We start from the raw sequence: 22,628 nt of genomic DNA, 5'->3' as shown, positions 1-22,628 counted from the left end.
CTACCCTGTCGGTATGGTCGACGCGCAGGCTGGTTCACCCGATCGGATCGCCTTCGGTACGGCGCGCGCCCGCTGGGTGCTGGCGGCCACGGCCCTCGGTTCAGGGATGGCCTTCCTGGACGGCACGGTGGTCAACGTCGCCCTGCCGGCCATGGGCGAGGACCTGAACGCCGGCATCTCCGGTCTGCAGTGGATCGTCAACGGCTACATGCTGATGCTGGCTTCACTGATCTTGCTGAGCGGTTCGCTCGGCGACCGGCTCGGACGGCGCCGCCTGTTCGTGGTCGGAGTGGTCTGGTTCGCCGTGGCCTCGGCCGTCTGCGCCGCCGCGCCGAACCTCGAGGTGATGATCGCCGGCCGTGTCCTGCAAGGCATCGGCGGCGCACTGCTGACCCCGGGCAGCCTGGCGATCCTGCAGACCAGCTTCCAGCCCAGCGACCGCGCCAAGGCGGTCGGCGCGTGGTCAGGTCTCACGTCGGTCGCCGCGGCGATCGGTCCGTTCGTCGGCGGCGGTCTGGTCGACAGCGGCTCGTGGCGGCTGATCTTCCTGCTCAATCTGCCGATCGCCGCACTCACCGTGGCGGTCACCCTGCGACACATCCCGGAGAGCCGCGACGAGACCACGGCCGGCAAGCTCGACGGCGCTGGTGGTCTGCTGGCCACGCTCGGCCTCGCCGGACTGACCTACGGCCTGATCAGCGCGGGCGACCGAGGCTTCGGCGACGCGATGGTGCTGACGGCCTTGGCCATCGGCGTGGTGAGCCTGGCGGCCTTCGTCGAGGTCGAGCGCCGCAGCTCGCACCCGATGCTCCCACCCGGCATCTTCGCCAACGTCCGCTTCACCGGCGCCAATCTGGTCACCGTCGTCGTGTACGGCGCACTCGGCACCGCCACGTTCCTGCTCGTCGTCTACCTGCAGACCGTGCTCCAGTACGACGCACTGACGGCCGGCGCCGCGCTACTCCCGATGACCCTGCTGATGCTGACCCTCTCCGGGTACGCCGGCAGCCTGTCCGAGCGGATCGGCGCGCGGATCCCGATGACCGTCGGCCCGGTGTTCATGGCCGGCGGGTTCCTGCTGATGCGCCGGATCGAGCCGGGCGTCGAGTACGTCACCGCCGTACTGCCGGGCGTCGTCGTCCTCGGGATCGGCCTGGTCTGCACGGTCGCTCCGCTGACCGCGACCGTGCTCAACTCGGTCGAGGACCACCACGCGGGGATCGCGTCCGGCGTCAACAACGCCGTCGCCCGGTCCGCCCAGCTGATGGCGGTCGCGGCGATCCCGCTGGCGGCGGGGATCACCGGCGACTCCTACCGGGACCCGATGTCGTTCAAGAACAGCTTCATGACCGCGATGGTGATCTCGGCCGTGCTGGCCGTGGCGGGCGCCGTCCTGGCCTGGGTGACGCTCGGCGATCGCACGTCCCGCCGTACGACGCCGGAAGCGGTGACGACCCACCGGCACTGCGCGCTGCAGTCGCCACCGCTGTCGAACAGCCCTACCCGACGGTGAACGTCCGGGACGTGCCGGTGAACGGCGTGATCGTGCCGGTCAGCGCCTTCGCGTCGCCGTGGTGGACGATCCGGTAGGTGCCCGGGGCACCGGCCTTCCAGGTGATCGTCGCCTTGGAGTCCGCGATGCCGCCGCGGGTCCAGCGGTAGGTGGTGTCCCAGTCGCTGTCGTCGGCGACTCGTTGCCACTGGCCACCATTCAGCTTCTGCACCTCCAGGAAGGTCCCGTTGCGGTGCAGGTTGTTCTTAGGATGCCCGGTGACGAAGGTGACCGTGACGGTTTGGTTCACCTGGTACGCCGGCTTGGCGTCAGTGAGCACCTGACCGAACGACTTGAACAGCGGCGGCGTGTCGAGGACGGCGCCGGTCTGGAGGTTCAGCTCGGCGGTGATCGGCCTCGGCGGCCTCGCGCCCAGCGCGACAGGCTGATTCTCCTTGAGCGCCGTGGCGAGCTTCGCGAACTCCTGCTGGTACGCCGGGAGCGTGTACTTGCCGAACAGCGTCGAGCCACCCTCGTACTGCTGCAGCTGGTACTCCTCCGGCGTGGTCACGTACTGGCTGTAGGCGTTGGCGTAACCCTGCACGAGCACGTTCTCGAGCGGGACACCGAGTTCCTGGGCGACCGTCCTCCTGAGCCGGAGGCCGGACACGATCGTCACCTCACCGGGGACGGCGATCAGATGCAGCTGGCCGAGCTTGACGAGCTGGATCGGCACGACGTCCGGCGTCGCTTGCAACTGGCCGGTCGGAACCGCGGGCGCCTTCGGTGACTGGCAGCTGATCAGCCACGGCGGGACGTCGACGTTGAACGGCTTGAGCAGCTCGAAGAACGGATTCGTGACGCCCTCGGGAATGATCGGGATGCCGGGACCGTCCTCGACGCTGCCGGCCAGAGTGGAGACACCGACGACGCCCGGGCAGGTGCGGTGCGGCTGACCGTCCGGCGTGTAGCGCGGGTCGACCTGAACAGCCGACATGTCGACAAATCGCATCCGGGCGTCGATGCTCCCGGCAATGGTTGCCCGCGGCCCGTTGTACGCCTGCTGGGCCGCCGACTGCTGCCGCCGGCCGATGATCTGCTCGTTGGTCAGCGGATCCTCGGTCGGGCCGGAGCCGGGGCGGAGGTTGAGGTTGGGCGACATGTCGCCGGCGTTGGTGTTGGGGAACGCGGCAACGAACCCTGTGCTGTCGTCATCGAGGTAACGGACACCTTTCAGATCGTGCTCCCAGCGGTAGGCGGCGTAGCCCTTGTTGTCCGGGGAGATCAGCGTGTTCTCGTTGGTGATCGAGGTCGGGTGGGTCGCGAACCAGTTGATCGCGCCGATCTCCCGCGCGCCCTGCTGGAACCTGAGCACGGTCACCGCGGGGTCGATCGCCTGCGGGAAGGCCGCTCTGTCGGCTGCCGGGTTCTGGTCGAAGGCCGTGCGCGAGCGGTTGACGCTCGCATCGGTCAGCTCGCTGCGACCGAGGCTGACGGTGCCCGGCCGCAGGTTGTCGTGCGCTTCGACGACCGCTTCGACTATCCCGTCCACGGTCGCGTCGAAGGCCTGCTTCTGGAAACCGAGGATCGAGAGGTTGTACGCGAGGTTGTGCGACTGGCCACCGGGTCCGGAGTGCGTGTGAGTTGCCGATAGCAACAAGTTGCGTTCGCCGTACAGGTCGCCGTACCGCTGCTGCAGCTTGGCCAGCACGGCGTCCCGCTGGGCCTGGAAGATCATCCCGAGATCGGCGTTGACGTAGGCCACTCTTTGCCGGCTCGCCTGATCGACGGCGATGAACGCCCGAGCGCGGAGCCGCTGATGGATCCCGGTCGTGTTCTGCCCGAACTTCGAGTACCCCATCATGCCGTTCTCGGCCGCCGGCCCGGTGACGTCGGAGATCCCGCTCCCCACCAGGTACGGCTCCGCCGCCTGGGCCGGCTGGCTGACCACCAGACCCGCGGCCATGACCGCACCCACCACCACCAGACTCCGCCACCGGGCCATCGGCACTCCCCTCAAAGCTGAGCAACCTTCACCTTTGCCCCGGAGAGTAGGCGATCCCTCGCTCCCTGTGAACCCCTTGGCGTTTTGACACACTCGTGCTGTACGTTCGTACACATGACCTGGATCCGCGCGGCCTACGGCGCCGTGGCCATGGCCTTCGCCCTGGCCGTAGCCACTCTCGTCCCCAACAGCTGGCTCGCCGCCCTCGCCTGCACCCTGATCGCCGTCGCCCTCATCCGCCCGTGGCGCGACCCTCGCCGCCTGACGCTGGCCGGCAACCCCGTCCGCCCGTTCCTGATCGGCGTCGCCGTCACCACCGCCAGCGCCACACTGACCTTCGGCTTGGCCACCCTCGCCGGCTGGCTCACCTGGGGTCCCATCAACCCTCGCCAGGTCGCCACGTTCCTCATCACCAACGCCGTCATCGCCGTACTCTTGGAGGCCTTCCCCGAAGAACTGACCCTCCGAGGCCACACCTACAGCACTCTCCGCACGACCCAACGCCCCTGGCAGGCAGCCGTCATCACCACGGCCTTCTTCCTGGTGACCCCCGCGCTGTCCTCGGTCATCGAGTCCGCCCTGATCCTGGGCGCCCACAAACCCTGGCTGGCCCCACCCGGCGAAGACCCCATCTCCTACCTGGTCCTCCTCGCCGTCTTCGGCTTCACCCTCATCGCCGCCCGCACCGCCACCAACTCCCTCTGGACAGCGATCGGCACCCACCTGACCTTCCTCACCGTCAACCGCCTCACCCTGTACGGCGAAGACCGCTCCGCAGGCTGGTCGATGCACCTGGAGTCCCCCGACGCCATCCTGCTGATCCCGTTGTATTTGCTCTTGGCAACTATCGCGTTCCGGGTGATCCGGCGGCTCACAGGCTCCGGTAGTGCTTGCGGGTCTCGGGTGGGAAGTGCTCGAGCGCGTAGCTGAGCATCGTGCGGGGCATTCTCGCGGCGTACTGGTCGAGGAAGGCGAGCAGTTCGTCGGGAGACACGCGTTTGCCGGCTTCGCGGAGCATCCAGCCCGACGCCTTGTGGATCAGGTCTTCGGGGTCGTCGAGGACCTGCGGGGCGAGCGCGTAGATGTCGGTGCTGTCGCCGGCGCGGATGAAGCGATGCGTCGCGACCAACGCGATCCGGCGGTCCCAGATCAGGGGTGAGCGGATCAGGGTGTGCAGGATGTCGCCGGGGCGGTCGAGCAGGTGGCCGCCGACGATCTCGGCGGCGCTGCAGTCGACCAGGTCCCAGTTGTTGATGTGCTCGGTGTTGCGCAGGTAGAGGTCGAAGATCGCGGCGACCTCCGCCGGGTCCGCGGTCCGGGGTTTCAGCGCGCGGTCGGCGCGGTCGGCGAGCAGGCAGAGGACGGCGAGGCGGTGCTCGTGGACGGGGCTCTGGAGCGCCTCTTCGAGCTCCGGCAGCGGCAGGTCCGCGCGCCCGTAGGGCTTGACGATGCCGCGCAGGGTGGAGAGTTTGACGCCGATCATCAGGTCGCCCTCGCCGTAGCCGCCGGGCTTGACCTGGAAGTAGCGGGACAGGATCGCCGCCGTTCCGGCGTCGGCGGCCGCGTCGATGTCCGCCAGCAGGCCGGCGACGGTCAGGGGCGGCATCAGATCAGCAGGCCGCCGGTGGCACCCAGGTTCTGGCCGGTGAGCCAGCGCGCGTCGGGGCCGGCCAGGAACGCGACGACGTCGGCGACGTCGGCCGGCTCGCCGATCCGGCCGAGCGCGGCCCCCGCGGCCGCGCGCTCGACGGCCTCCGGCGGGTTCCCGCGGAACATGTCGGTGTCGGTCGCGCCGGGCGAGACCACGTTGACGGTGATCCCGCGGCCGCCGAGCTCGCGCGCCGCGACCTTGGTGACCTGCTCGAGCGCGCCCTTGCTGGCGGCGTACAGGGAGATCCGGGGGCCGGGGAGCTTGGTGTTCAGTGTCGACAGCGCGATGATCCGGCCGTTGTCGCGCAGCACCTCGCCGGCGTGCTTGATCGCGAAGTACGGGCCCTTGAGATTGACCGCGAACATCTCGTCGAAGTCGCCGGGCGTGACCTCGGCCATCGGCTTGGCCATCGCCCGTCCCGCGTTGCAGACCAGGATGTCCAGCCCGCCGAGCGGCTCGGCCGCGGCCTCGAAGACGGCCGGCAGCGCATCGAGATCAGCCTGGTCGGCCTGGACGGCGTACGCCTGGCCGCCGGCCTCCTTGACCGCGGCGACCACCTCGTCGGCGGCCTGCCCGGACGACGCGTAGGTGAAGGTGACCGCGGCCCCGTCGGCGGCCAGCCGGCGCACGATCGCGGCGCCGATCCCGCGCGATCCACCCGTGACCAGCGCGGCCTTGCCGTCCAGGACTCCCATCACAACTCCTTCTGCAGCCGGCGCATCGTCGAGATCTCCTTGGTCTGGGTGACGCTGACGTCCTGCGCGAGCTCACCGATCCGCAGGTCGGCGCCCTTCTCGATCGCCGTACCGCTCATCGTCACCGCGCCCTCATGATGCTTGATCATCAAGGTCAGGAAGGCGACGTCGAAGGCCTTGCCGGTGGAGTTCAGCAGCTTGGCCAGCTCGGCCGGCGTGGCCATCCCGGGCATGCCGCTGTGGTCGGAGTGCTCGACGTGCTCCAGCTCGGGCGCCTTCCCGCCGCGCTCGGTGAGCAGCTGCCGCATCGCCTCGATCTCCGGCTTCTGGCCGACCCGGATCCGGTCGGCCAGGGCCTTGACCTGCGGGTTCGCCGCGGCCGTCCGGGCCTTGTCGGCCATCACCAGGGCCTGGCTGTGGTGGATCATCATGTCGCTCAGGAACGTCAGGTCGTCGGGATCGGGCGTGGCCGGCGACGACGGGAGTGTGGCAAGCGTTCGATTCGGACCGCCCGGGGTCCCGGGCACGATGACAGGGACCGTCGAGGTCGGCGCCGGAGCGGCCTCGGGCGGGGCCGAGCTGCACCCCACCAGGGCGAACCCCAGTACGGCGACCAGTGGCGGGGCGAAGTTCCTCACAGCACCTCACTCTTCGTGGCAAATCGCTTCCCCACAGTGTGTATCACGCTTACCCTGAGGCAATCGATCGATTCACGAACAGAAGGGACACCGGCATGCGCCGCCCACGCACGCTCGCCCGTCTCACCTTGGCCACAGCCCTGATCGCCGGCCTGACCGGCCTGGCCGGCGGCGCCTCCGCGGAGGTGCCCGCGCCACCGGAGACCGGCGCGACCAAGAGCGACAACATCACGCACCTGGCCAGCGCCCCGATGACCGGCCCGCTGGCCGGCGGCGTGAACACCGACATCGCGTTCGCCGGCAAGACGGCGTACGTCGGCAACTACTCGGGGTTCGCCATCTACGACATCGCGAACCCGGCCAAGCCGACGCTGGTCAGCCAGGTCTCGTGCCCGGGCAGCCAGAACGACATCAGCGTCTACGACGGCCTGCTGTTCCTGAGCACCGACTCGTCCCGCAGCGACGACTCCTGCCAGAGCGTCGCGCAGTCGCCGACGATCAAGGAGTCGTGGGAGGGGATCAAGATCTTCGACGTGAAGGATCCCCGCAACCCGCGCTACGTCGCGGCCGTGGAGACCAAGTGCGGCTCGCACACCCACACGCTGGTCCCGGACAAGCTGAAGCGCTCGGTCTACGTCTACAACTCGTCGTACTTCCCGAACGCGACGTACCCGGACTGCCAGCCGCCGAACGACCGGATCGACATCGTCAAGGTCCCGCTGCGGCACCCCGAGCAGGCCGCCGTGGTGGCCTCGCCGGTGCTGTTCCCCGACGGCGGGTTCCCGGGCAGCGAGACCGGCTACGAGACCAGCGGCTGCCACGACATCACCGCGTTCCCGGCCAAGAACATCGCGGCCGCCGCGTGCATGGGTGACGGCGTACTGCTGGACATCTCGCGGCCGGAGCGGCCGAAGGTGATCGACCGGGTCCAGGACGCGACGAACTTCTCCTTCTGGCACGGCGCCACCTTCAACGGTGACGGCAGCAAGGTCGTGTTCATGGACGAGCTCGGCGGTGGTGGCGGCGCGGAGTGCAACACCGAGGTCGGGCCGAACAAGGGCGCCACCGCGATCTTCGACATCAAGCACCGCAAGCTGAAGTTCCGCAGCTACTACAAGATCGACCGGCACCAGGCCGCGAACGAGAACTGTGTCTCGCACAACGGCTCGCTGATCCCGGTCAAGGGCCGCGACATCATGGTCCAGGCCTGGTACCAGGGCGGCTTCTCGGTCTGGGACTTCACCGACTCCGCGCACCCGAAGGAGATCGGCTACTTCGACCGCCCGCCGCGCGAGCCGGCGTCGTTCGGTGGCTACTGGTCGGTCTACTACTACAACGGCGCGATCTACGGCACCGAGTCGGTGACCGCGTTCGACGTCTTCAAGATCAAGGACCGGCGCACCGACTCCGCCGAACGGGTGAAGCTGAAGGAGCTGAACGTCCAGACCCAGCCCGCCTTCTGGCGCTGAGCACTTTCATCACGCTCCGGGGTCACTGCCGGTACAACCATTGTGACCCCGGAGCTTTCCGGCATACGGTGACACCCAGGGCTGTCACCCACCACGCCAGGACCGACCGGCGTTTCGCGGGGCTGCCCGGGGGAGAGACCGCCGTGAGCCAGCCCGATTCCCAGGACGGCGAGATGATCAGGACCACGTTCGACGCAGTCACCGAGGAGCTTCGCCCCGGTGTCGTGCTGGTCAAGCTGTCCGGTGAGATCGACATCGCCACCACCGACTTCGCCTCGGAGTCGATCCGGGCGGCGATCGCGCCACCGGCGCGCAGTGTGCTGATCGACGTCTCCGCGGTGACGTTCTGCAGCTCGGCCGGGCTGGGCAACCTGGTCGAGGCCCGCCGGCTGGCGAGCCAGTACGGCATCGAACTGGCACTGGTCGGCGTCGGACGGCCGGTCGACCGGCCGCTGACGATTACCGGTCTGGGCCAGGAGTTCCGGATCTTCGCCTCCGTCGAGGACGCCCAACGCCAAGGTGGCGACGGGTGATGACTGCGCTGGGATGCACGGGCCGCCTGGGGATGAACAGGGCGGCCGGCCACCCACGATGAATCCGCCGGGCACGGTCCGGGACCTGGTGGTCATCGGCGCCTCAGCCGGGGGCGTCGAGGCGTTGCGCAGCCTGGTCTCCGGCCTGCCCGCCGAGCTGCCCGCCGCGGTGCTCGTCGTCCTCCACCTGCCCGCAGGCAGCAGCAGCGTGCTCGGCTCGATCCTCGACGAGGCCGGCCAGCTCCCGGCCGGGGCGGCTCAGCACGGGACGCCGATCACCTCCGGGCATGTGTACGTCGCGCCGCCCGATCACCACCTGCTGGTCGAAGGTGACTGCACCGTCCTGTCCGACGGCCCGACCGAGAGCGGTCACCGGCCGGCCGTCAACGCCCTGTTCCGGTCCGCCGCACTCGCCCGTGGCCCGCTCGTCGCCGGGGTGGTGCTGTCCGGCGTACTGGACGACGGCGCTGCCGGTCTGGCCGCCATCAGGTCAGCCGGCGGTCTGGCGATCGTGCAGGACCCCGACGACGCGGCGTACCGAGGCATGCCGGCCAGCGCCCTGGCCACGGCCGGTGCCGACCACGTGCTGTCCGCTGCCGCGATCGGGGAGCAGCTGGCCGGGCTCCTCGCCGTACCGGTTGAGCTGGCGGTGTCGGACGGACCTGGCGCGATGCTGCGGTACCAGGAGGCACTCGGATCGTTGCCCGAGTCGGTGACTCAGGCCGCCGGGCTGGTCTGTCCGGACTGCGGCCGGCCGCTGTCCGCACCGGCCGGAGGTCACGAGGGATTCCGCTGTCAGACTGGGCACGCCTGGAGTGCGGACGCTCTTCTTGCCACAGCGGACCATCGGATGCAGGCTGCACTGTGGATTGCGCTGCGGACCCTCGACGAGAAGACCGCCCTGGCCCGGCAGCTGGAGGACACGGCTCGAGGCCGGGGCTACGAGGACCGTGCTCAGCGATACGTGGCCTCGGGCCAGGAGACGGACGCGGCCGCTCGGTTGATCCGGGCCCGACTGACCTCGGGTGGTCCCGAGGCGACGAAGGACGGTGACGACGGATGAACAGGCCGAGCGCCTTGCTGATTGGAAACACACCGTCGGCGAGGCGGCGGTGATCCGGCCGACCGGCGTACTGGACGTGGCGACCGGTCCGCAGCTGCGGGCATACCTGCTGAAGGCCGTGGCCGACCAGCCGTCCGCGGTCGTCGTACTGCTCAAGGACCTCTTACCGGCCCGGACGGTCACGCTCAGCCTGTTCGCGGCGGTGGCCCGGCAGGCCGCCGACTGGTCGGGCACACCGCTGATCCTGGTAGTCGGCGACGACCACACTCGCGAGTTCCAGCAGCAAGCGCGGACGATCGCCCGTTTCCTTCCGGTGTACGGCAACCTGTCCACCGCGCTCGCCTCGATCGGCCGGCCGCCGGTCCGGCAGCTGACAAGGTTACGGCTGGCCAACGACCCTCACAGCGGTGGCGTCGCCCGCCGGTTCGTCGCCGCGACCTGCGAGCTGTGGCACTGCGAGGAGGTGGTCGAGGACGCGGTAGCAATCGTGTCCGAGCTGGTCGGCAACGTAGTCCGGCACGCCGGCACCGACGCCGAGCTGCGGCTCGAGCTGCGGCGTGAGGTGCTGACCGTCGCGGTCACCGATTACAGCCCGCTGTACCCGGTCCCCCGGCCACCGAGCACCACCAGGGAGAACGGTCTCGGGCTCGGCATCGTCACGGTGCTGGCGACTGCCTGGGGCGCGACCCCGACCTCGACCGGAGGCAAGGTGGTCTGGGCCACACTGCGGCTGCGTGGACCCGACGCGAAGGCGGCGATCAACAATCGCTGGCGAAACGGGCAGTAGCGTGACCAAGTGACGAATGAGCCAACCGAGCCCGACGACGCCTTCGAGGATCTGCTCGCCTACCTGCGCGAGTCCCGCGGTTTCGACTTCGGCGGCTACAAGCGCAGCAGTCTGTTGCGCCGGATCCAGCACCGGATGAGCCAGGTCGGGATCACCAGCCACCAAGCATACCTCGACCTACTGCAGGTCGACCCGCAGGAGTTCACGGCGCTGTTCAACACGATCCTGATCAACGTCACCAGCTTCTTCCGCGACACCGACGCCTGGGACCGGCTGCGGACCGAGGTGGTACCGGCCCTGCTCGCCGAGCGCAGCCCGGGCGACCCGCTGCGGATCTGGAGCACCGGCTGCTCGACCGGCCAGGAGCCGTACTCGCTGGCCATGCTGCTCGCCGACGAGCTCGGGATCGACAACTACCTCAAGCAGGTGAAGATCTACGCCACCGACGTCGACGACGAGGCGCTCGCCCAGGCGCGGCAGGCGTCGTACGGCGACAGCGATCTGGCTGGCGTCCCGGATGAGCAGCGGGCGGCGTACTTCGAGCAGCGCGGCGACCGGCTCGTGTTCCGTCCCGACCTGCGCCGGACGGTGATCTTCGGCCGCAACGACCTGGTCCAGGACGCGCCGATCTCCCGGGTCGACCTGCTGCTGTGCCGCAACACGCTGATGTACTTCAACGCCGAGACCCAGCAGCGGGTGCTGAACCGTTTCCACTTCGCGCTGGTCCCTCGGGGCGTGCTGTTCCTGGGCCGGGCCGAGATGCTGCTCGGGCGGAGCCGCCTGTTCGAGCCGGTCGACCTGAAACAACGGATCTTCCGTCGGCTGGCCCACCGGTCGACGCCGATCGGGCGCACCGGGTCCGAACCGGCCGAGCCGAGCGGCCTGCCCGACCGGCTCCACGAGCAGGCCTTCGCGGCCAGCCCGATCGCCCAGCTGGTGGTCGGTGTCGACGACAACCTGGTGCTGCTGAGCGACCAGGCCGCGACGCTGTTCGGCCTGTCCCGGCGGGATCTGGGCCGACCGATCCGCGAGCTGGAGGTGTCGTACCAGCCGCTGTCGCTGCGCAGCCATCTCGACCAGGTCGTGGCCGAGCGCAAGCCGATCAGGATCTCCGAGGTCGAGTACAACCGGCCGGGCGGGGTCGCGCACTGGTTCGAGGTGCACCTGAACCCGGTGGTGGACGGCACCGAACTGCTCGGGATCTCGGTGGTGTTCCACGACGTCAGCACCACGCGTGCGCTCCGGCTGGAGGTCGACCGGGTCAACCGCCAACTGGAGACCACGAACGCCGAGCTGCAGTCGACGAACGAGGAGCTCGAGACCACCAACGAGGAACTGCAGTCGACGGTGGAGGAACTGGAGACCACGAACGAGGAGCTCCAGTCCACCAACGAAGAGCTCGAGACGATGAACGAGGAACTGCAGTCGACCAACGACGAGCTGCAGATCATCAACGAGGCGGTCCGCGAGCGCAGTACCGAGCTGAACGACGTGAACGACTTCCTCGAGGCGGTGATGACCGCGTTCACGTCCGGAGTGATCGTCGTCGACACCGAACTGCAGGTCCTGGCCTGGAACGCGGCTGCCCAAGAGCTGTGGGGCGTACGCCGGGACGAGGCCGAAGGTCGGCACCTGCTCAACCTGGACGTCGGGCTGCCGTCGGAGGTGCTCCGGCCGCTGCTGAGGTCAGCGCTCGCACCCGCTGGCACACCGCGCGAGGCACGCATCGACTCGGTCAACCGGCGCGGCCGGTCGATCACCGTCCGCCTGCTCTGCAGCGCCCTGCTGGGCCCCGACGGCGGTCAGCGCGGCGTACTGCTGGTGATGGAGACCGTAGCTCCGGGCAACTGAAGACCCTAGACTCCGCGCATGAATCCACGGGGGCAAGCGCAAGGACCAGTGAAACGGCCAACGGTGCAGGACGTCGCGCGGGAGGCGGGCGTCTCGCCGTCGACGGTGTCGAGGGCCTTGCACACCAGGGGATACGCCTCTCCCGAGGTCCGCGAACGCGTCCAGGCCGCCGCGAACCGGATCGGCTACGTGCTCGACCACAACGCGCGCAACCTGCGCAGCCGGACGTCGACGTCGATCGGCGTCCTGATCTCCGACCTGCGCAATCCCTTCTACGCCGACCTCGCGGCCGGGATCGAGGAGGAGCTGCGCGCGGCCGAGTACCAGATGGTGCTGGTGAACGACAACGGCGACCCGGCCGAGGAGATGCGCGCTGCCGAAACGCTGCTGGCGATGCGGGTCCCGGGCGTGATCGTGACGCCCGTGACCGCGGCCTGCCCGCGCATCCTGCAGGACAACGGCGTCCACGTGGTCTGCGCCGATCGCGAGCTCGGCCGGTCCGGGAGCGACGTCGTCCTGAGCGACAACAAGGCCGGTGCCCGCGAGCTGACCGAGCACCTGATCGGCTTGGGACACACGCGGATCGGGTTCCTGATCGACGAGACGAAGTGGTCGACCGGCGCCGGCCGGCTGGCGGGCTTTCGCGCCGCCCACGCCGATCACGGGCTCGAGGTCGACGAGCAGCTGATCGCCTACACCAGCTTCGACGCGGTCGCGGCGCAGGAGACCACCCGGGAACTGCTGGATTCGCTGGACATGACGGCGATCGTCGCGGCGAACAACGTGCTGGCCCAGGGCGCGCTGGCCGAGATCAAGCGGCGACGGTGGAAGATCCCGCGACGGATCAGCCTGGCGGCGTACGACGATGTGCCGTGGATGTCACTGGTCGCACCGGCGCTCACCACGGTCGACCAGCACACCGTCGAGCTGGGGCGGAACTGCGCACGGTTGCTGCTGGCCCGGATCCGCGGGGAACTGCCGGCCCGGCGCCGGATCGTGCGGGTCGCGCCGCGGCTGATCGTCCGCGGATCGACCGGTCCGGCGGCCTGATCGGGGACCCCGCGCGGGTGGCTTGGCGGGATCAGGCAGACTTTGCTGGTGGTGGTTCCGACATCCACTGCCAGGAACGTCACCTTCAGGGCCCTAGACCGGTTGATGCGATAGCGTCCTGATCCCCGAAGCTAGGAATTTGTCCATGGGCGAGAGCTCCTCCAAGATCATCGTCGTCGTCCCGACCTACAACGAGCGGGAGAACCTGCCGGAGCTGGCGCAGCTGCTGGCGGACCTCGACCTGCCCGGGTTGCAGATGCTGGTCGTCGACGACAACTCCCCCGACGGCACCGGCGACGTCGCCGACGAGCTGGCCAAGGCCGCGCCGGAGCGGGTCGGCGTCCTGCACCGGACCGCCAAGGACGGGCTGGGCCGCGCGTACATCGCCGGCATCACCCGCGCGCTCGACGAGAACGCCGAGATCGTGATCCAGATGGACGCGGACCTGTCCCACCCGGCGTCGGTGCTGCCGACGATGGTGGAGACGCTGCGGACCACGGACGCGGGCCTGGTGATCGGGTCCCGGTACGTGCCCGGCGGATCGGCCGCGGCCGAGTGGGCCTGGCACCGCCGGCTGCTGTCGGCCTGGGCGAACTTCTACGTGAACACGATCCTGCGGCTGCACGTCAAGGACGCCACCGCCGGGTTCAAGGCGTGGAAGGCCGACACCCTGCGGGCGATCGACGTCGGCTCGATCCAGAGCAACGGGTACTCGTTCCAGGTCGAGATGAACACCCGCGCGGTCCGCCGCGGCTTCCGGATCGCCGAGGTGCCGATCCGGTTCGAGGAGCGCACGCACGGCGCGTCGAAGATGAGCCTGAAGGTGCAGCTCGAGTCGGCGCTGATGCCGTGGAAGCTGCTGTTCAAGCGCTCCTGACTTTCTTGGGGGCTGCCGGTACGTCGTACGGCGTACCGGCTTGTGTGCTGCGCTCTATCCGTAGCCGAGCTCGTGCAGGCGCGCGTCGTCGATGCCGAAGTGGTGCGCGATCTCGTGCACGACGGTGATGTTCACCTCGTCGACCACGTCCTCGACGGTCTCGCACATCGCCAGCGTCGGGTTGCGGTAGATGGTGATCCGGTCCGGCAGCACCCCGCCGTACCAGTTGCCCCGCTCGGTCAGCGGGATGCCCTCGTAGATCCCGAGCAGGCCCGGGTCGCTCGGCGGCGCGTCGTCCTCGACGAAGATCGCGACGTTGTCGATCAGGCCGGCCAGCTCGGGCGGCACCTCGTCCAGCGCCTCGGCGACCAGCACCTCGAAATCCGTCCGGCTCATCTCGATCACGGACCCAGCGTAGTGAGGGGTGCCACACGGCGTCGTTCGTCGTGGGGAGCGACAGGTTTCTGCCATGCCGGATTCCGCCAGCTCGACGCCTCGTAACCGGCGTTACGACCTGCGGATACTGACGGCCATCGGTCGCGTCCCGGCGGCCGAGCCAGTCCCCTGGAGATCCGGTATGAGAAAGCGTTTCCTGACCTCGGCGGTGGCTACGGCCGCCGTCCTGGGCGGCTTCACCGCCGTACCCGCCCTTGCTGCTCCTGCTCCTGCCCCTGCCTTCAGCGGGCTGTCCTCGCCGATCGCGGTGGAGCTCGCCGAGAAGCTGCCCGAGATGCGCAAGGCCGCGGCCGCCGTACAGGCTCGGCTCGGCGTGCACGAGAACCCGCTGCGCGAGCGCATCCTCGACGCGATCGACCCGACCGACTACGAGTGCTCGACGGCCACCCCGCCCGTCGTCGCCGCTGTCACGGCCGACTTCGCGAATCTGACTCCCGACCAGGCGCTCGCGTCGGTGTACGTGCTGCTGTTCGACCTGGTGATGCAGGACGCGGTCTACTTCCCGCAGCCGGGCGGCAAGTTCACGTACGGCGCGAAGGGGACGTACACGAAGAAGGCGACCGACACCTTCGGCGGGCTGCGCAAGTTCTGGGACATCAAGTCGAAGGACATCCAGCTCGTGCCCGCGCACGGCCGGATGCTGCTCGACACCGCGCGGGTGACCCGGGTGTTCACCACGCTCTACGGCCAGCCGCTCGACCTGTCGCAGAACACCGCGAACTTCATCAAGACCCAGATCACCAGCACCCCGCTGCTGAAGAACGGCGACCACCCGGCGTACACGTTCAACGCGTACGCGTTCTCCGCCGAGGGCCGGCCGGTGCCCGGCGTCGGGAACGTCGGCGACAAGATCGTGCTGGGCGACGGCGTACTCGACGGGTTCGGGCTGGTCGGGCTCGGTGACGTGACGACGCAGGCGATCCTGGCGCACGAGTTCGGGCACCACATCCAGTACGAGGACGGGCTGTTCGGCACGACCCTGCCGGCGCCGGAGGCGACCCGTCGTACGGAGTTGATGGCGGACTCGTTCAGCGCGTACTTCCTGACCCACGTCCGCGGCGAGCGGATGAACTGGAAGCGCGTCCAGCTGTTCACCGCGATGTTCGCCCAGATCGGCGACTGCGGCTTCGACGCACCCGGGCACCACGGGACACCCAACCAGCGTGTGAAGGCCGCGCTGTGGGGCTACGGCGTCGCCCAGACGGTCTGGCCGCGCTCGCTGGTGCTGCCGTCACGGGTGTTCGCGTGGCTCTTCGAGAAGCACCTGCCGAAGCTCGTCGCACCGGACGCCACTGACACAGCCGTCCTGAACGCCGCCAAGCAAGCCGCAACCACGGTCAGCTGACCCACCCTCTCCCCTCCCTCTCCGGCCAGTCCCCGCCGGAGCCCAGGTTCGGCCCGCCGGCACCCCCGCCCGGTCCCTGCACCCGTCCCCCCGGGCACCTCCCCGGCGGGCCGAACCCCTTGGCAACAACTCGTTTTGGACCTTCGCCAAGACTCCTCTATGCTTACGGCTGTCCCTGGAGCTTCGGCTCCCGCGGGTCCGAGTCCCCATCGTCTAGTGGCCTAGGACGCTGCCCTTTCAAGGCGGTAACGCGGGTTCGAATCCCGTTGGGGATACGGTCGAAAGGCCGATTAATTGAACAGCTTGAAGATGGTGTACCATCGTCGAGCATCCTGGCCCAGTAGCGCAGTTGGTTAGCGTGCCGCCCTGTCACGGCGGAGGTCGCGGGTTCGAGTCCCGTCTGGGTCGCCAGGAGAAGGCGGCGGATGTCCAAACATCCGCCGCCGCCTTTTCTCCCCGGTCAGGTAGCTCAGCTGGTAGAGCGTCCGCCTGAAAAGCGGAAGGTCGGCGGTTCGAGACCGCCCCTGACCACACTTATTTGAGCGTGGATTGACCTCAAGGACAGCCCGAACTACCGACCAACTGCAGCAATAGCTGTAGCAGTGTCCCTCAGTTCAGGTGCTCGCCAAGCTTCCCCAGTGCCTGGCGCATCTCCTCCAGCGATGTGTGCGCGTAGATCGTCATCGTGACGTCCAGGTTCGCGTGACCGACGATTGCCTGGACGATGTGCGGCGGCACACCGAGTCCGAGCAGCAGCGTCACGCAACTGTGTCGTAGGTCGTGCAGCCGGACATCATCGAGGCCGGCGGCGACCCTAAGCGGGTACCAGTTGCGGCGCAGGTTGTCCGGCTCGATCGGCGTACCGATCTCGGTGGTGAACACGTAGCCGGTCTCGACCCACCTTTCTCCGGCCGACTTACGCTCCCGTCCCTGACACTCCCGGTGTTCGCGGAGGTCATCAACACACAGGTCAATCAGCGGCACGGTCCGCCGGGATCGACGGGTCTTCGGGGTGACGGCTCGAAGCTCACCATCCACCCGCTGCAAGGTCTGCCGGACCTCTAGGAACTTGTCGTCCAGGTCGATGTCTTCCCACCGCAGCCCGAGCAGCTCCCCCCGGCGCAGACCTAGGTAAAGCGCCAACGTGTACAGGGCTTTCAGCCGGTTGTTCTCGGTCGCGACACGGAGCTTTCGGGCCTGGTCGACGTTCAGCCCCCGGTTCACCTCGTACGTCGCGCCCCGTACCTGCACGAGCTTGGCGACGTTGCGCTGGACAAGTTCCTCACGCACCGCAGCCTGTAGAGCGTTACGCAGCACCGAGTGGATCTGCTCGATCAGCCGGTCCGATGGCACCTTGTGGCAGCACCTGCCGAGCGCGCAGCACTTCGCCTTCGGCCCCCGGCGTTTGTCGTAACCGTGCAGGCAGCACAGGCAGGTGTTGGCGACGCGCTTCATGAACATGCGGGTGTCGGCCCCGTTGAGCTTGTGGAGCTTCTTGCGACCCAGCACCGGGATGATGTGGACCCGTGCCACGACCTCGTAGCCCTGGTGGGTTTTCGGCTTGCGAGACGGCTTCACGACGTACTCCAGCCAGTGGTGCAAGAACGCCTCCATCGTCCAGTTGGTGGCTTCGGCCGGGATGCCCTGATCGGACTTGGATTGAAGGTTACGGAGCTTTGTGGTGACGATGGCTTCCGTCTTGCCGGTGATGACCTTGCGCCGGCGGGTGCCGTCCGGCATCAGCACGTAGGCGGCACCGACCCACAGGTTGTCGCTGGAGCGCTGGTACACCGAGCCTTGGCCGTTCGCTCTGCGGGTGCGCTTCTTGCGCGGGTTGGTGGTCACGCCGCGGTCTCCTCTTCGAGCAGGGTGATGGCTTCTTCGAGTGCCGAGACACGTACGAGTCGGCGGGCGCCGATTTTGACGGTCCTCAGCTTGTTGGTCCGGATCAGGTCGTAGAGCGTCGAGCGGTGGATACCGAGCCGCTGTGCGGCTTCGTCGGTGGTGATCAGCAGGCGCTCAATCTCGGACGGGGGCTGGTTCGTCATCGGGGTGTTCCTCCGGGTGACTAGCTGGCTGTCGGGGTGCTTGGCCGGGACAGCCGGGACAGGTGCTGGGATGGGGTGTCCCGGCTCGATCGGGGTAAATGCGCAGTTCAGAGCGTTGTCGGGACAGCCGGGACAGCCGGGACAGGTCACGGCGGGGCACCTGTCTCGTGGTCGGGTGGTGCGGCGTAGCGGCCGTCTGCGACGCGGACCAGGTGGCCGCGGTTCTCCATCCGTCCGCAGGTCTTGCGGGTGTTGCCGATGTCCAGGCCGGTGGCGTCGGAGATCTCTTTGGGGCTGGCGCCTTGGTGTGCTCGGACGTAGCGCAGGATGGTTGCGCTGGTCTCGTGGACGGTGTGGTCGAGTGCGGGCCCGTCGAGCAGGGTCCACGCCTGGGTTGTGGGGTCTTGGTGGAGTGCGCGTTTGGTCTCTTCGACGTCGCGCCCAGTGGTGGCCAAGGTGCCGTCTGCTTCGTAGCGTTCGCGTCGCAGAACGTGGACGGTGTCGGCGGCGCCGGCGATGCCGTTGGTGCCGGACAGTTCTTCAAGGAAGTCTTCGGAGCCCATCTTGCGGATGTGGTGCACCAGGACCACGGCAACTTCGTAGCGGTCAGCAATGGTTTTGGCGAGTCCGGTGGCGCGGTAGTCGTCGGCGTAGGCGTTCGATCCGGCGACTTGGCCGCGTACTTTGGCGAACACGTCGATGACGACCATGCGGGCATCGGTGAAGTAGTCCAGCCACCCGGCGATGTCGTCGCTGCCACCGGCTCCCAGCGCCGGGCAGTCGGTGGCCAGGTGCAGCCCGGATGGTGCGGGTGCTCCGTCGAGGACGGTGCGGATGCGGCGTTGGAGTCGTCGCGGGTTGTCTTCCAGGGCGAGGTAGAGCACGGGGCCTGCGTCGCACTGGAGCGACCCGAGCGCCAGACCACCAGCTGCGACGGACAGCGCCCAGCACAACGCGAGCCAGGACTTGCCGACTTTCGGCGCCCCCGCGAGCACCGAGAGTCCTTCGGGCACGATGCCGGGGATCGCCCATGCCGGTTCGGGAAACTCGGTTTCGAGTAGCCGATCGGCGGTCCAGGCGTCGGCGAACGGGTGCAGCATCCGCACGTTATCCTCGCCGCGATAGCCGGGATGGGTGGGGTTGGCAGTCACGCCGATTCCTCCCAGAGGGTGAGTTGGGTACCGAGTGGCCGGTTGGACCACAGGGCCTCGGTGCGGGTGCCGCGGCGGTTGGCTTGGCCGGTGAACGCGGCCAGGTCGAGGCGGTGCCAGCCGTCGTAGAGGTCGTCGTAGAGGGTGCTGGGGTAGCCGGATAGAACCACCGCGGCGCGGCAGCCGCGCAGCGCTTCGGCCAGGTCGCGGTGTTCGGTGTCGGCGCTCATCTCGACGGCGTACTGTCGCGATGAGCGGGTGGTGCCGAGGTAGGGAGGGTCGGCGTAGATGCACACGCCCGCGTGGCGTCCGTAGTCGGCGATCACCTCGAGCGCTGGCCGCGATTCCAGACTGACCTTGCGCAGGCGGTCCAGCGCCGGCGTCATCCGTTCGACGTAGGCGGCCAGGTAATCCGGCATCGATACCGGCGAGCGTCCGGCCGGATTCTGGAAGTGCCGCCATCCGGTCCGCCGGCGGGTGCCACCGCGGCCCTGGGTGAGCTGCACCCACACCCGCCGCGCAACTTCCAGCTCCTCCAGGTCGGCACCGTCTTGGCCGGTGAGGGTGTAGGCGGCCAGGTGCTCAGCGCGGCTGTGCGGGGTCAGGTAGCAGACCCGAGCCAGTTCCTCGCCTCGGTCGCGCAGCACTCGCCAGAACGTCATCAGCGCTCCGTCGAGGTCGTTCACGGTCTCGAACCGCACGGGCGGCTTGGCAAGCAGCACGGCCAGCGACCCAGCGAACGGCTCCACGTAGTGCTGATGGGCAGGCAGCAGGTCCACCAACTGCGCGGCCTTGGTCGTCTTTCCGCCGTAGTAGGCGAACGGTGGTGGTGTCGTCGTCACGCGGCGGCCCTCCCCTGCGTCGGCGTACCGGACCGGCAGCCGTAGGGGCTGCATCCGTCCGGGTCGCCTTCTTCGGCGAGCACGTCGAACAGGTCCACCTGGTCGTCACGTCGTTCGGCGCGGGTGATCCGGTCGATTGGCGCCTGGTCCAGGGGCACTCGTGATGCGTGCAGGTATGCCGTGCCGCGCAGGCTGGAGCCGCGGGCGCCGCCGTTGCGGATCGCGGCGTCGAAGGCGACGGCGTCGACCCACTCGCCGGGGTGGTTGTCGCGCAGGTCGCGCCAGGCCCGGTTGCCGTGGAATGGGCAGCCGATACAGGCCGACTTGACGGTGTCGCCCCACCCGCGCGCGGCGAGCCAGCGTTGGCAGTCTTTGCGGGACATCCCCAAGTCCAGCAGGGGATAGCGGTTGGTCAGGTACTTCACGCGCCGGCGGTCGGAGACGCGACCGATTTCGTCGGTGGAGAATCCGATCCACTGCTCGCACACCCGGCCAGCTGGCACCCGGCGAAAGGCCGGCGGGTTGGCTCCGAGCAGTTCGCGAACCTTGCGGGTGATCGGTGCGAGCTTGTACTCACTCGTGCACTGACGCCGGCCGATTCCGTTGCTGCCATCGGGGTTACGAATGAAGTACGGGACAGAGGCGTAGCGGTGGGCGGGGTCGGTGGCGGCGGCGCGCAGGTTGCCCTTGCTGACCCGGTGCAACTCGATCCCCGCAGCCCTGGCCACGTCAGCGAGCCGGTCAAGTTGGGCATAGACGGCGGCCGGTTCCCATCCGGTGTCGGCGAAGATCGCCACGTCCGGCCGGGGCAGGACGCCTTCGGCGGCAAGCAACAGCAGTGTCGTGGATTGCACGCCGGCACCCAGTGACAGCGCGGTCAGGGTGGGAGCGATGGCCATCAGGCGGCCTCTCGATCGAAGAGGGACAGGGGTTCGTGGGTGGGGATGGAGGCGATCACGTTGTCGCGCCAGGCGAACGCGTACCGGGCGCAGTTCGCGCAGGTGGCATGGGTGCAGCCGGGCAGCGGCTTTTCGTAGCGCGCCGCGATCGACCAGGCCATCGAGTCGGCGGACGCGAGGCGCTGGCCGTAGCGGCGCAAACCGAGAATCTTGATGCCAAACCCGTGGAGGCGGCCGACACCGACCGAGTGGAGAGCGTCCACGATGTCGGCGGCTTCACCGGTTGCCTGCCGGCGGCAGACCGACCCGAGCCCGACCACTCGCGCGGTCGCGAGATCCACACCGGCCGCGGCGTACAGATCCACGCATCGCAGGTAGTCGTCCACCCGCCAGCCCTGCACCACCGGCACGAACGGCAGATCAGGCGCCAGCGCGCGCAAGGTGAGGTAGTTGTGCACGGTTCGCCGCTGATGTTCGCCGATCGACAGCCCGGTCTTCGCGGTGATCCACGGCTCGCACATCCAGTCCTGCGGTGCCGCCCACACCAGCTGGCCAATCTCATCGCGGTAGCGACGAACCGCCGCCACGTACGCAACCGGAGACGGGCCGTGGTCCCAACTGCCATGCGTGTCCAGTTCGGTGAAACCCCCAGAGTCCAACGCCCAACGGCTGGCCGCCCGCGGGAGGCGTCGATACCGACGCAATCGCCTGTCAGACACGAACAGCGGCACCGGCGACCACGCCAGCCAGCCCGGCTCATGTGTGCCGAGGAAGAACTCCACGCCCATCAGGCAGCCACCTTCCGGGGCCGGTTCGCTCCGGCGCGCAGGCCGGACGTGATGGTCTTGTGGGCTTGGGTTTCGCTGTAGGCGCCGTGACCGATCGGGGTGGCGGCGGCGTCCATCAGGGCGGCTCGTACGTCGTCGGCGCTCACCGCGCCGCCAGCGGCCAGCTGACCGAGGTTCTGGGCGGCGATGAACAGCGCCTTGTTCCGGCCGCCCTCCCCGGCGCCGACGACGTGGGCGCATTCGGTGTCGATCGCGCGGCGTACGTAGGCCGCGGCGCGTCCGGCGTGGTCGAGGCTGCGCAGCTGCACCGGCCCGGACCGTGCCGGGGTCGGTGCGGTCGGGGTGAGGCGGGTGGCCAGCCAGGGCGGCAGCGGTCCGGGCTGGGTGTCGTGGACCAGGCCGTAGTGGTTGCCGCCGACAACCGAACCGGCCGCGACGACGTATCCGCCGCCGGAGCGGGTGTCGATCAGCCAGCCGAGTCCGGTGGACCAGCCACCCTCTGTACAGCGCAGCCCGCCCGGTGAGGTGAAGTAGAGGTGGAAGCCGCCGCGTCCGGTCTGGACGGTGAAGGTGCCGGACGGGAACGGCTGCCCGGCGGCGTCGCACAGGTCGGCGAGCACGTCGCAGCCGTCGGTGATCCCCGGCCGTGCCCATGCGGGCGGCGGTGTCTGTCCGGGCTTGGGCTTGTCCAGGTCGATGACGACCAGGCCGGCCGGGCCGCACGCGATCGCTACCCCGTGACCGCGGTGGCCGGGGTGGGACCAGTAGCGCTCGATCCGGTCGGTGTCGGTGGTGGCGTTGGTCTCCCAGTCGCTCATCGCGGGGACCTTCGAGCCGGGGCACAGCGGGAACACCGGCCAGTCACGCCGGGCGGCGTCGAGGGCGGCGGACAGGTTCGCGGTCACGGTTCCTCCAGTCGATGCAGAGTTGGGGGTGGTGGTGTCCGGCGGCCGGGCCGGTCCAGGTGCGCGCGGCCCGGCCACCGGGC

General features: G+C 68.9%; 22 protein-coding genes and 3 tRNA genes. 13 read left to right on the top strand and 12 right to left on the bottom strand.

Going from position 1 to position 22,628, the window contains the following annotated elements; translation table 11 throughout:
- The first annotated feature begins 13 nt into the window (after positions 1–13).
- Positions 14–1,513: an MFS transporter gene (locus HDA39_RS33630; protein ID WP_184802105.1), complete on the top strand. Its 1,500-nt coding sequence runs from the start codon at positions 14–16 to the stop codon at positions 1,511–1,513.
- Here HDA39_RS33630 and HDA39_RS33625 read toward each other — a convergent pair.
- The gene (locus HDA39_RS33625; RefSeq protein WP_184802103.1) at positions 1,500–3,497 is read right to left on the bottom strand and encodes a neutral/alkaline ceramidase; all 1,998 of its coding nucleotides are present in this window, start codon (positions 3,495–3,497) and stop codon (positions 1,500–1,502) included. The genes HDA39_RS33630 and HDA39_RS33625 overlap by 14 nt on opposite strands.
- A 114-nt stretch (positions 3,498–3,611) precedes the next feature.
- Between HDA39_RS33625 and HDA39_RS33620 the strand changes: the two genes are divergently transcribed.
- Positions 3,612–4,427, top strand: coding sequence for a CPBP family glutamic-type intramembrane protease (locus HDA39_RS33620; protein WP_184802101.1), 816 nt, complete (start codon positions 3,612–3,614; stop codon positions 4,425–4,427).
- On the opposite strand, the gene HDA39_RS33615 is transcribed toward HDA39_RS33620, so the two are convergent.
- Genes HDA39_RS33615 through HDA39_RS42740 form a run of 3 tightly spaced genes read right to left on the bottom strand, consistent with a single transcriptional unit; the run spans position 4,369 to position 6,481 of the window.
- Positions 4,369–5,103, bottom strand: coding sequence for a DNA alkylation repair protein (locus tag HDA39_RS33615; protein WP_184802099.1), 735 nt, complete (start codon positions 5,101–5,103; stop codon positions 4,369–4,371). The two genes, HDA39_RS33620 and HDA39_RS33615, sit on opposite strands and share 59 nt — an antisense overlap.
- Positions 5,103–5,843: an SDR family oxidoreductase gene (locus tag HDA39_RS33610; RefSeq protein WP_184802098.1), complete on the bottom strand. Its 741-nt coding sequence runs from the start codon at positions 5,841–5,843 to the stop codon at positions 5,103–5,105. The genes HDA39_RS33615 and HDA39_RS33610 overlap by 1 nt, the downstream gene beginning before the upstream one ends.
- Positions 5,843–6,481 (bottom strand): DUF305 domain-containing protein, encoded by a 639-nt coding sequence (locus HDA39_RS42740; protein WP_184802096.1) that lies wholly within the window; start codon positions 6,479–6,481, stop codon positions 5,843–5,845. Before HDA39_RS42740 ends, HDA39_RS33610 begins: the two co-directional genes overlap by 1 nt.
- A gap of 95 nt (positions 6,482–6,576) precedes the next feature.
- On the opposite strand from HDA39_RS42740, the gene HDA39_RS33600 reads away from it, so the two are divergent.
- The 7 genes from HDA39_RS33600 to HDA39_RS33570 all read left to right on the top strand — a co-directional run bounded on the left by HDA39_RS33600 (position 6,577) and on the right by HDA39_RS33570 (position 14,111).
- Positions 6,577–7,950 (top strand): LVIVD repeat-containing protein, encoded by a 1,374-nt coding sequence (locus tag HDA39_RS33600; protein ID WP_184802094.1) that lies wholly within the window; start codon positions 6,577–6,579, stop codon positions 7,948–7,950.
- A 143-nt stretch (positions 7,951–8,093) separates the two neighbouring features.
- Complete coding sequence (locus tag HDA39_RS33595) at positions 8,094–8,483, top strand: anti-sigma factor antagonist (RefSeq protein WP_184802092.1); 390 nt, start codon at positions 8,094–8,096, stop codon at positions 8,481–8,483.
- 58 nt (positions 8,484–8,541) lie between these two features.
- Complete coding sequence (locus HDA39_RS33590; protein WP_184802090.1) at positions 8,542–9,546, top strand: chemotaxis protein CheB; 1,005 nt, start codon at positions 8,542–8,544, stop codon at positions 9,544–9,546.
- Entirely contained in the window at positions 9,533–10,333 is an 801-nt protein-coding gene (locus HDA39_RS33585; protein ID WP_184802089.1) for an ATP-binding protein, read from the top strand. The genes HDA39_RS33590 and HDA39_RS33585 overlap by 14 nt, the downstream gene beginning before the upstream one ends.
- Before the next feature lie 9 nt (positions 10,334–10,342).
- Positions 10,343–12,184 carry a CheR family methyltransferase gene (locus HDA39_RS33580; protein ID WP_184802087.1) on the top strand — a complete coding sequence of 614 codons (1,842 nt, stop codon included), beginning with the start codon at positions 10,343–10,345 and terminating at the stop codon, positions 12,182–12,184.
- A gap of 48 nt (positions 12,185–12,232) precedes the next feature.
- Positions 12,233–13,234, top strand: coding sequence for a LacI family DNA-binding transcriptional regulator (locus HDA39_RS33575; RefSeq protein ID WP_337926009.1), 1,002 nt, complete (start codon positions 12,233–12,235; stop codon positions 13,232–13,234).
- A gap of 145 nt (positions 13,235–13,379) precedes the next feature.
- Positions 13,380–14,111, top strand: coding sequence for a polyprenol monophosphomannose synthase (locus tag HDA39_RS33570; protein WP_184802083.1), 732 nt, complete (start codon positions 13,380–13,382; stop codon positions 14,109–14,111).
- A gap of 54 nt (positions 14,112–14,165) precedes the next feature.
- Here HDA39_RS33570 and HDA39_RS33565 read toward each other — a convergent pair whose 3' ends face one another.
- Positions 14,166–14,507, bottom strand: coding sequence for a metallopeptidase family protein (locus HDA39_RS33565; RefSeq protein WP_202894334.1), 342 nt, complete (start codon positions 14,505–14,507; stop codon positions 14,166–14,168).
- A gap of 181 nt (positions 14,508–14,688) precedes the next feature.
- Here HDA39_RS33565 and HDA39_RS33560 point away from each other — a divergent pair, with 181 nt between their 5' ends.
- The 4 genes from HDA39_RS33560 (at position 14,689) to HDA39_RS33545 (ending at position 16,443) form a co-directional block, all read left to right on the top strand.
- Positions 14,689–15,912: a neutral zinc metallopeptidase gene (locus HDA39_RS33560; RefSeq protein ID WP_184802081.1), complete on the top strand. Its 1,224-nt coding sequence runs from the start codon at positions 14,689–14,691 to the stop codon at positions 15,910–15,912.
- 202 nt (positions 15,913–16,114) lie between these two features.
- Positions 16,115–16,187 (top strand) — tRNA-Glu (locus HDA39_RS33555).
- Positions 16,188–16,246: 59 nt separating this feature from the next.
- Positions 16,247–16,323 (top strand) — tRNA-Asp (locus HDA39_RS33550).
- Between the two features lie 47 nt (positions 16,324–16,370).
- Positions 16,371–16,443: transfer RNA gene (locus HDA39_RS33545), tRNA-Phe, on the top strand.
- Positions 16,444–16,521: 78 nt separating this feature from the next.
- Here the strand turns inward: HDA39_RS33545 and HDA39_RS33540 are convergent.
- The 7 genes from HDA39_RS33540 to HDA39_RS33510 form a co-directional block, all read right to left on the bottom strand.
- A complete protein-coding gene (locus HDA39_RS33540) occupies positions 16,522–17,757 on the bottom strand; it encodes a site-specific integrase (RefSeq protein ID WP_337926008.1) in 1,236 nt (411 codons plus the stop codon).
- Entirely contained in the window at positions 17,754–17,960 is a 207-nt protein-coding gene (locus HDA39_RS33535; protein WP_184802080.1) for a helix-turn-helix domain-containing protein, read from the bottom strand. Before HDA39_RS33535 ends, HDA39_RS33540 begins: the two co-directional genes overlap by 4 nt.
- Positions 17,961–18,106: 146 nt before the next feature.
- The gene (locus tag HDA39_RS33530; protein WP_202893198.1) at positions 18,107–19,111 is read right to left on the bottom strand and encodes an AAA family ATPase; all 1,005 of its coding nucleotides are present in this window, start codon (positions 19,109–19,111) and stop codon (positions 18,107–18,109) included.
- Positions 19,108–20,007: a DNA adenine methylase gene (locus tag HDA39_RS33525; RefSeq protein WP_184802078.1), complete on the bottom strand. Its 900-nt coding sequence runs from the start codon at positions 20,005–20,007 to the stop codon at positions 19,108–19,110. The genes HDA39_RS33530 and HDA39_RS33525 overlap by 4 nt, the downstream gene beginning before the upstream one ends.
- Positions 19,950–20,852 carry an adenine nucleotide alpha hydrolase family protein gene (locus HDA39_RS33520; RefSeq protein WP_184802075.1) on the bottom strand — a complete coding sequence of 301 codons (903 nt, stop codon included), beginning with the start codon at positions 20,850–20,852 and terminating at the stop codon, positions 19,950–19,952. The genes HDA39_RS33525 and HDA39_RS33520 overlap by 58 nt, the downstream gene beginning before the upstream one ends.
- Entirely contained in the window at positions 20,852–21,640 is a 789-nt protein-coding gene (locus HDA39_RS33515) for a deazapurine DNA modification protein DpdA family protein (protein ID WP_184802073.1), read from the bottom strand. Before HDA39_RS33515 ends, HDA39_RS33520 begins: the two co-directional genes overlap by 1 nt.
- Entirely contained in the window at positions 21,640–22,545 is a 906-nt protein-coding gene (locus HDA39_RS33510) for a bifunctional DNA primase/polymerase (protein ID WP_184802070.1), read from the bottom strand. The genes HDA39_RS33515 and HDA39_RS33510 overlap by 1 nt, the downstream gene beginning before the upstream one ends.
- Positions 22,546–22,628 lie beyond the last annotated feature (83 nt).

The organism is Kribbella italica (assembly GCF_014205135.1).
GTDB lineage: Bacteria > Actinomycetota > Actinomycetes > Propionibacteriales > Kribbellaceae > Kribbella > Kribbella italica.
The sequence above is the reverse complement of the archived record's forward strand: the minus strand, read 5'-3'. Positions and strand labels throughout refer to the sequence as shown.

Bases quoted from the DNA above. Each gene is read 5' to 3' on its own strand.
- HDA39_RS33565 (WP_202894334.1), bottom strand. From the start codon at position 14,507: ATGAGCCGGACGGATTTCGAGGTGCTGGTCGCCGAGGCGCTGGACGAG.
- HDA39_RS33610 (WP_184802098.1), bottom strand. From the start codon at position 5,843: ATGGGAGTCCTGGACGGCAAGGCCGCGCTGGTCACGGGTGGATCGCGC.
- HDA39_RS33570 (WP_184802083.1), top strand. From the start codon at position 13,380: ATGGGCGAGAGCTCCTCCAAGATCATCGTCGTCGTCCCGACCTACAAC.
- HDA39_RS33625 (WP_184802103.1), bottom strand. From the start codon at position 3,497: ATGGCCCGGTGGCGGAGTCTGGTGGTGGTGGGTGCGGTCATGGCCGCG.
- HDA39_RS33600 (WP_184802094.1), top strand. From the start codon at position 6,577: ATGCGCCGCCCACGCACGCTCGCCCGTCTCACCTTGGCCACAGCCCTG.
- HDA39_RS33515 (WP_184802073.1), bottom strand. From the start codon at position 21,640: ATGGGCGTGGAGTTCTTCCTCGGCACACATGAGCCGGGCTGGCTGGCG.
- HDA39_RS33620 (WP_184802101.1), top strand. From the start codon at position 3,612: ATGACCTGGATCCGCGCGGCCTACGGCGCCGTGGCCATGGCCTTCGCC.
- HDA39_RS33560 (WP_184802081.1), top strand. From the start codon at position 14,689: ATGAGAAAGCGTTTCCTGACCTCGGCGGTGGCTACGGCCGCCGTCCTG.
- HDA39_RS33520 (WP_184802075.1), bottom strand. From the start codon at position 20,852: ATGGCCATCGCTCCCACCCTGACCGCGCTGTCACTGGGTGCCGGCGTG.
- HDA39_RS33615 (WP_184802099.1), bottom strand. From the start codon at position 5,103: ATGCCGCCCCTGACCGTCGCCGGCCTGCTGGCGGACATCGACGCGGCC.
- HDA39_RS33535 (WP_184802080.1), bottom strand. From the start codon at position 17,960: ATGACGAACCAGCCCCCGTCCGAGATTGAGCGCCTGCTGATCACCACC.
- HDA39_RS33590 (WP_184802090.1), top strand. From the start codon at position 8,542: ATGAATCCGCCGGGCACGGTCCGGGACCTGGTGGTCATCGGCGCCTCA.
- HDA39_RS33525 (WP_184802078.1), bottom strand. From the start codon at position 20,007: ATGCAGCCCCTACGGCTGCCGGTCCGGTACGCCGACGCAGGGGAGGGC.
- HDA39_RS33630 (WP_184802105.1), top strand. From the start codon at position 14: ATGGTCGACGCGCAGGCTGGTTCACCCGATCGGATCGCCTTCGGTACG.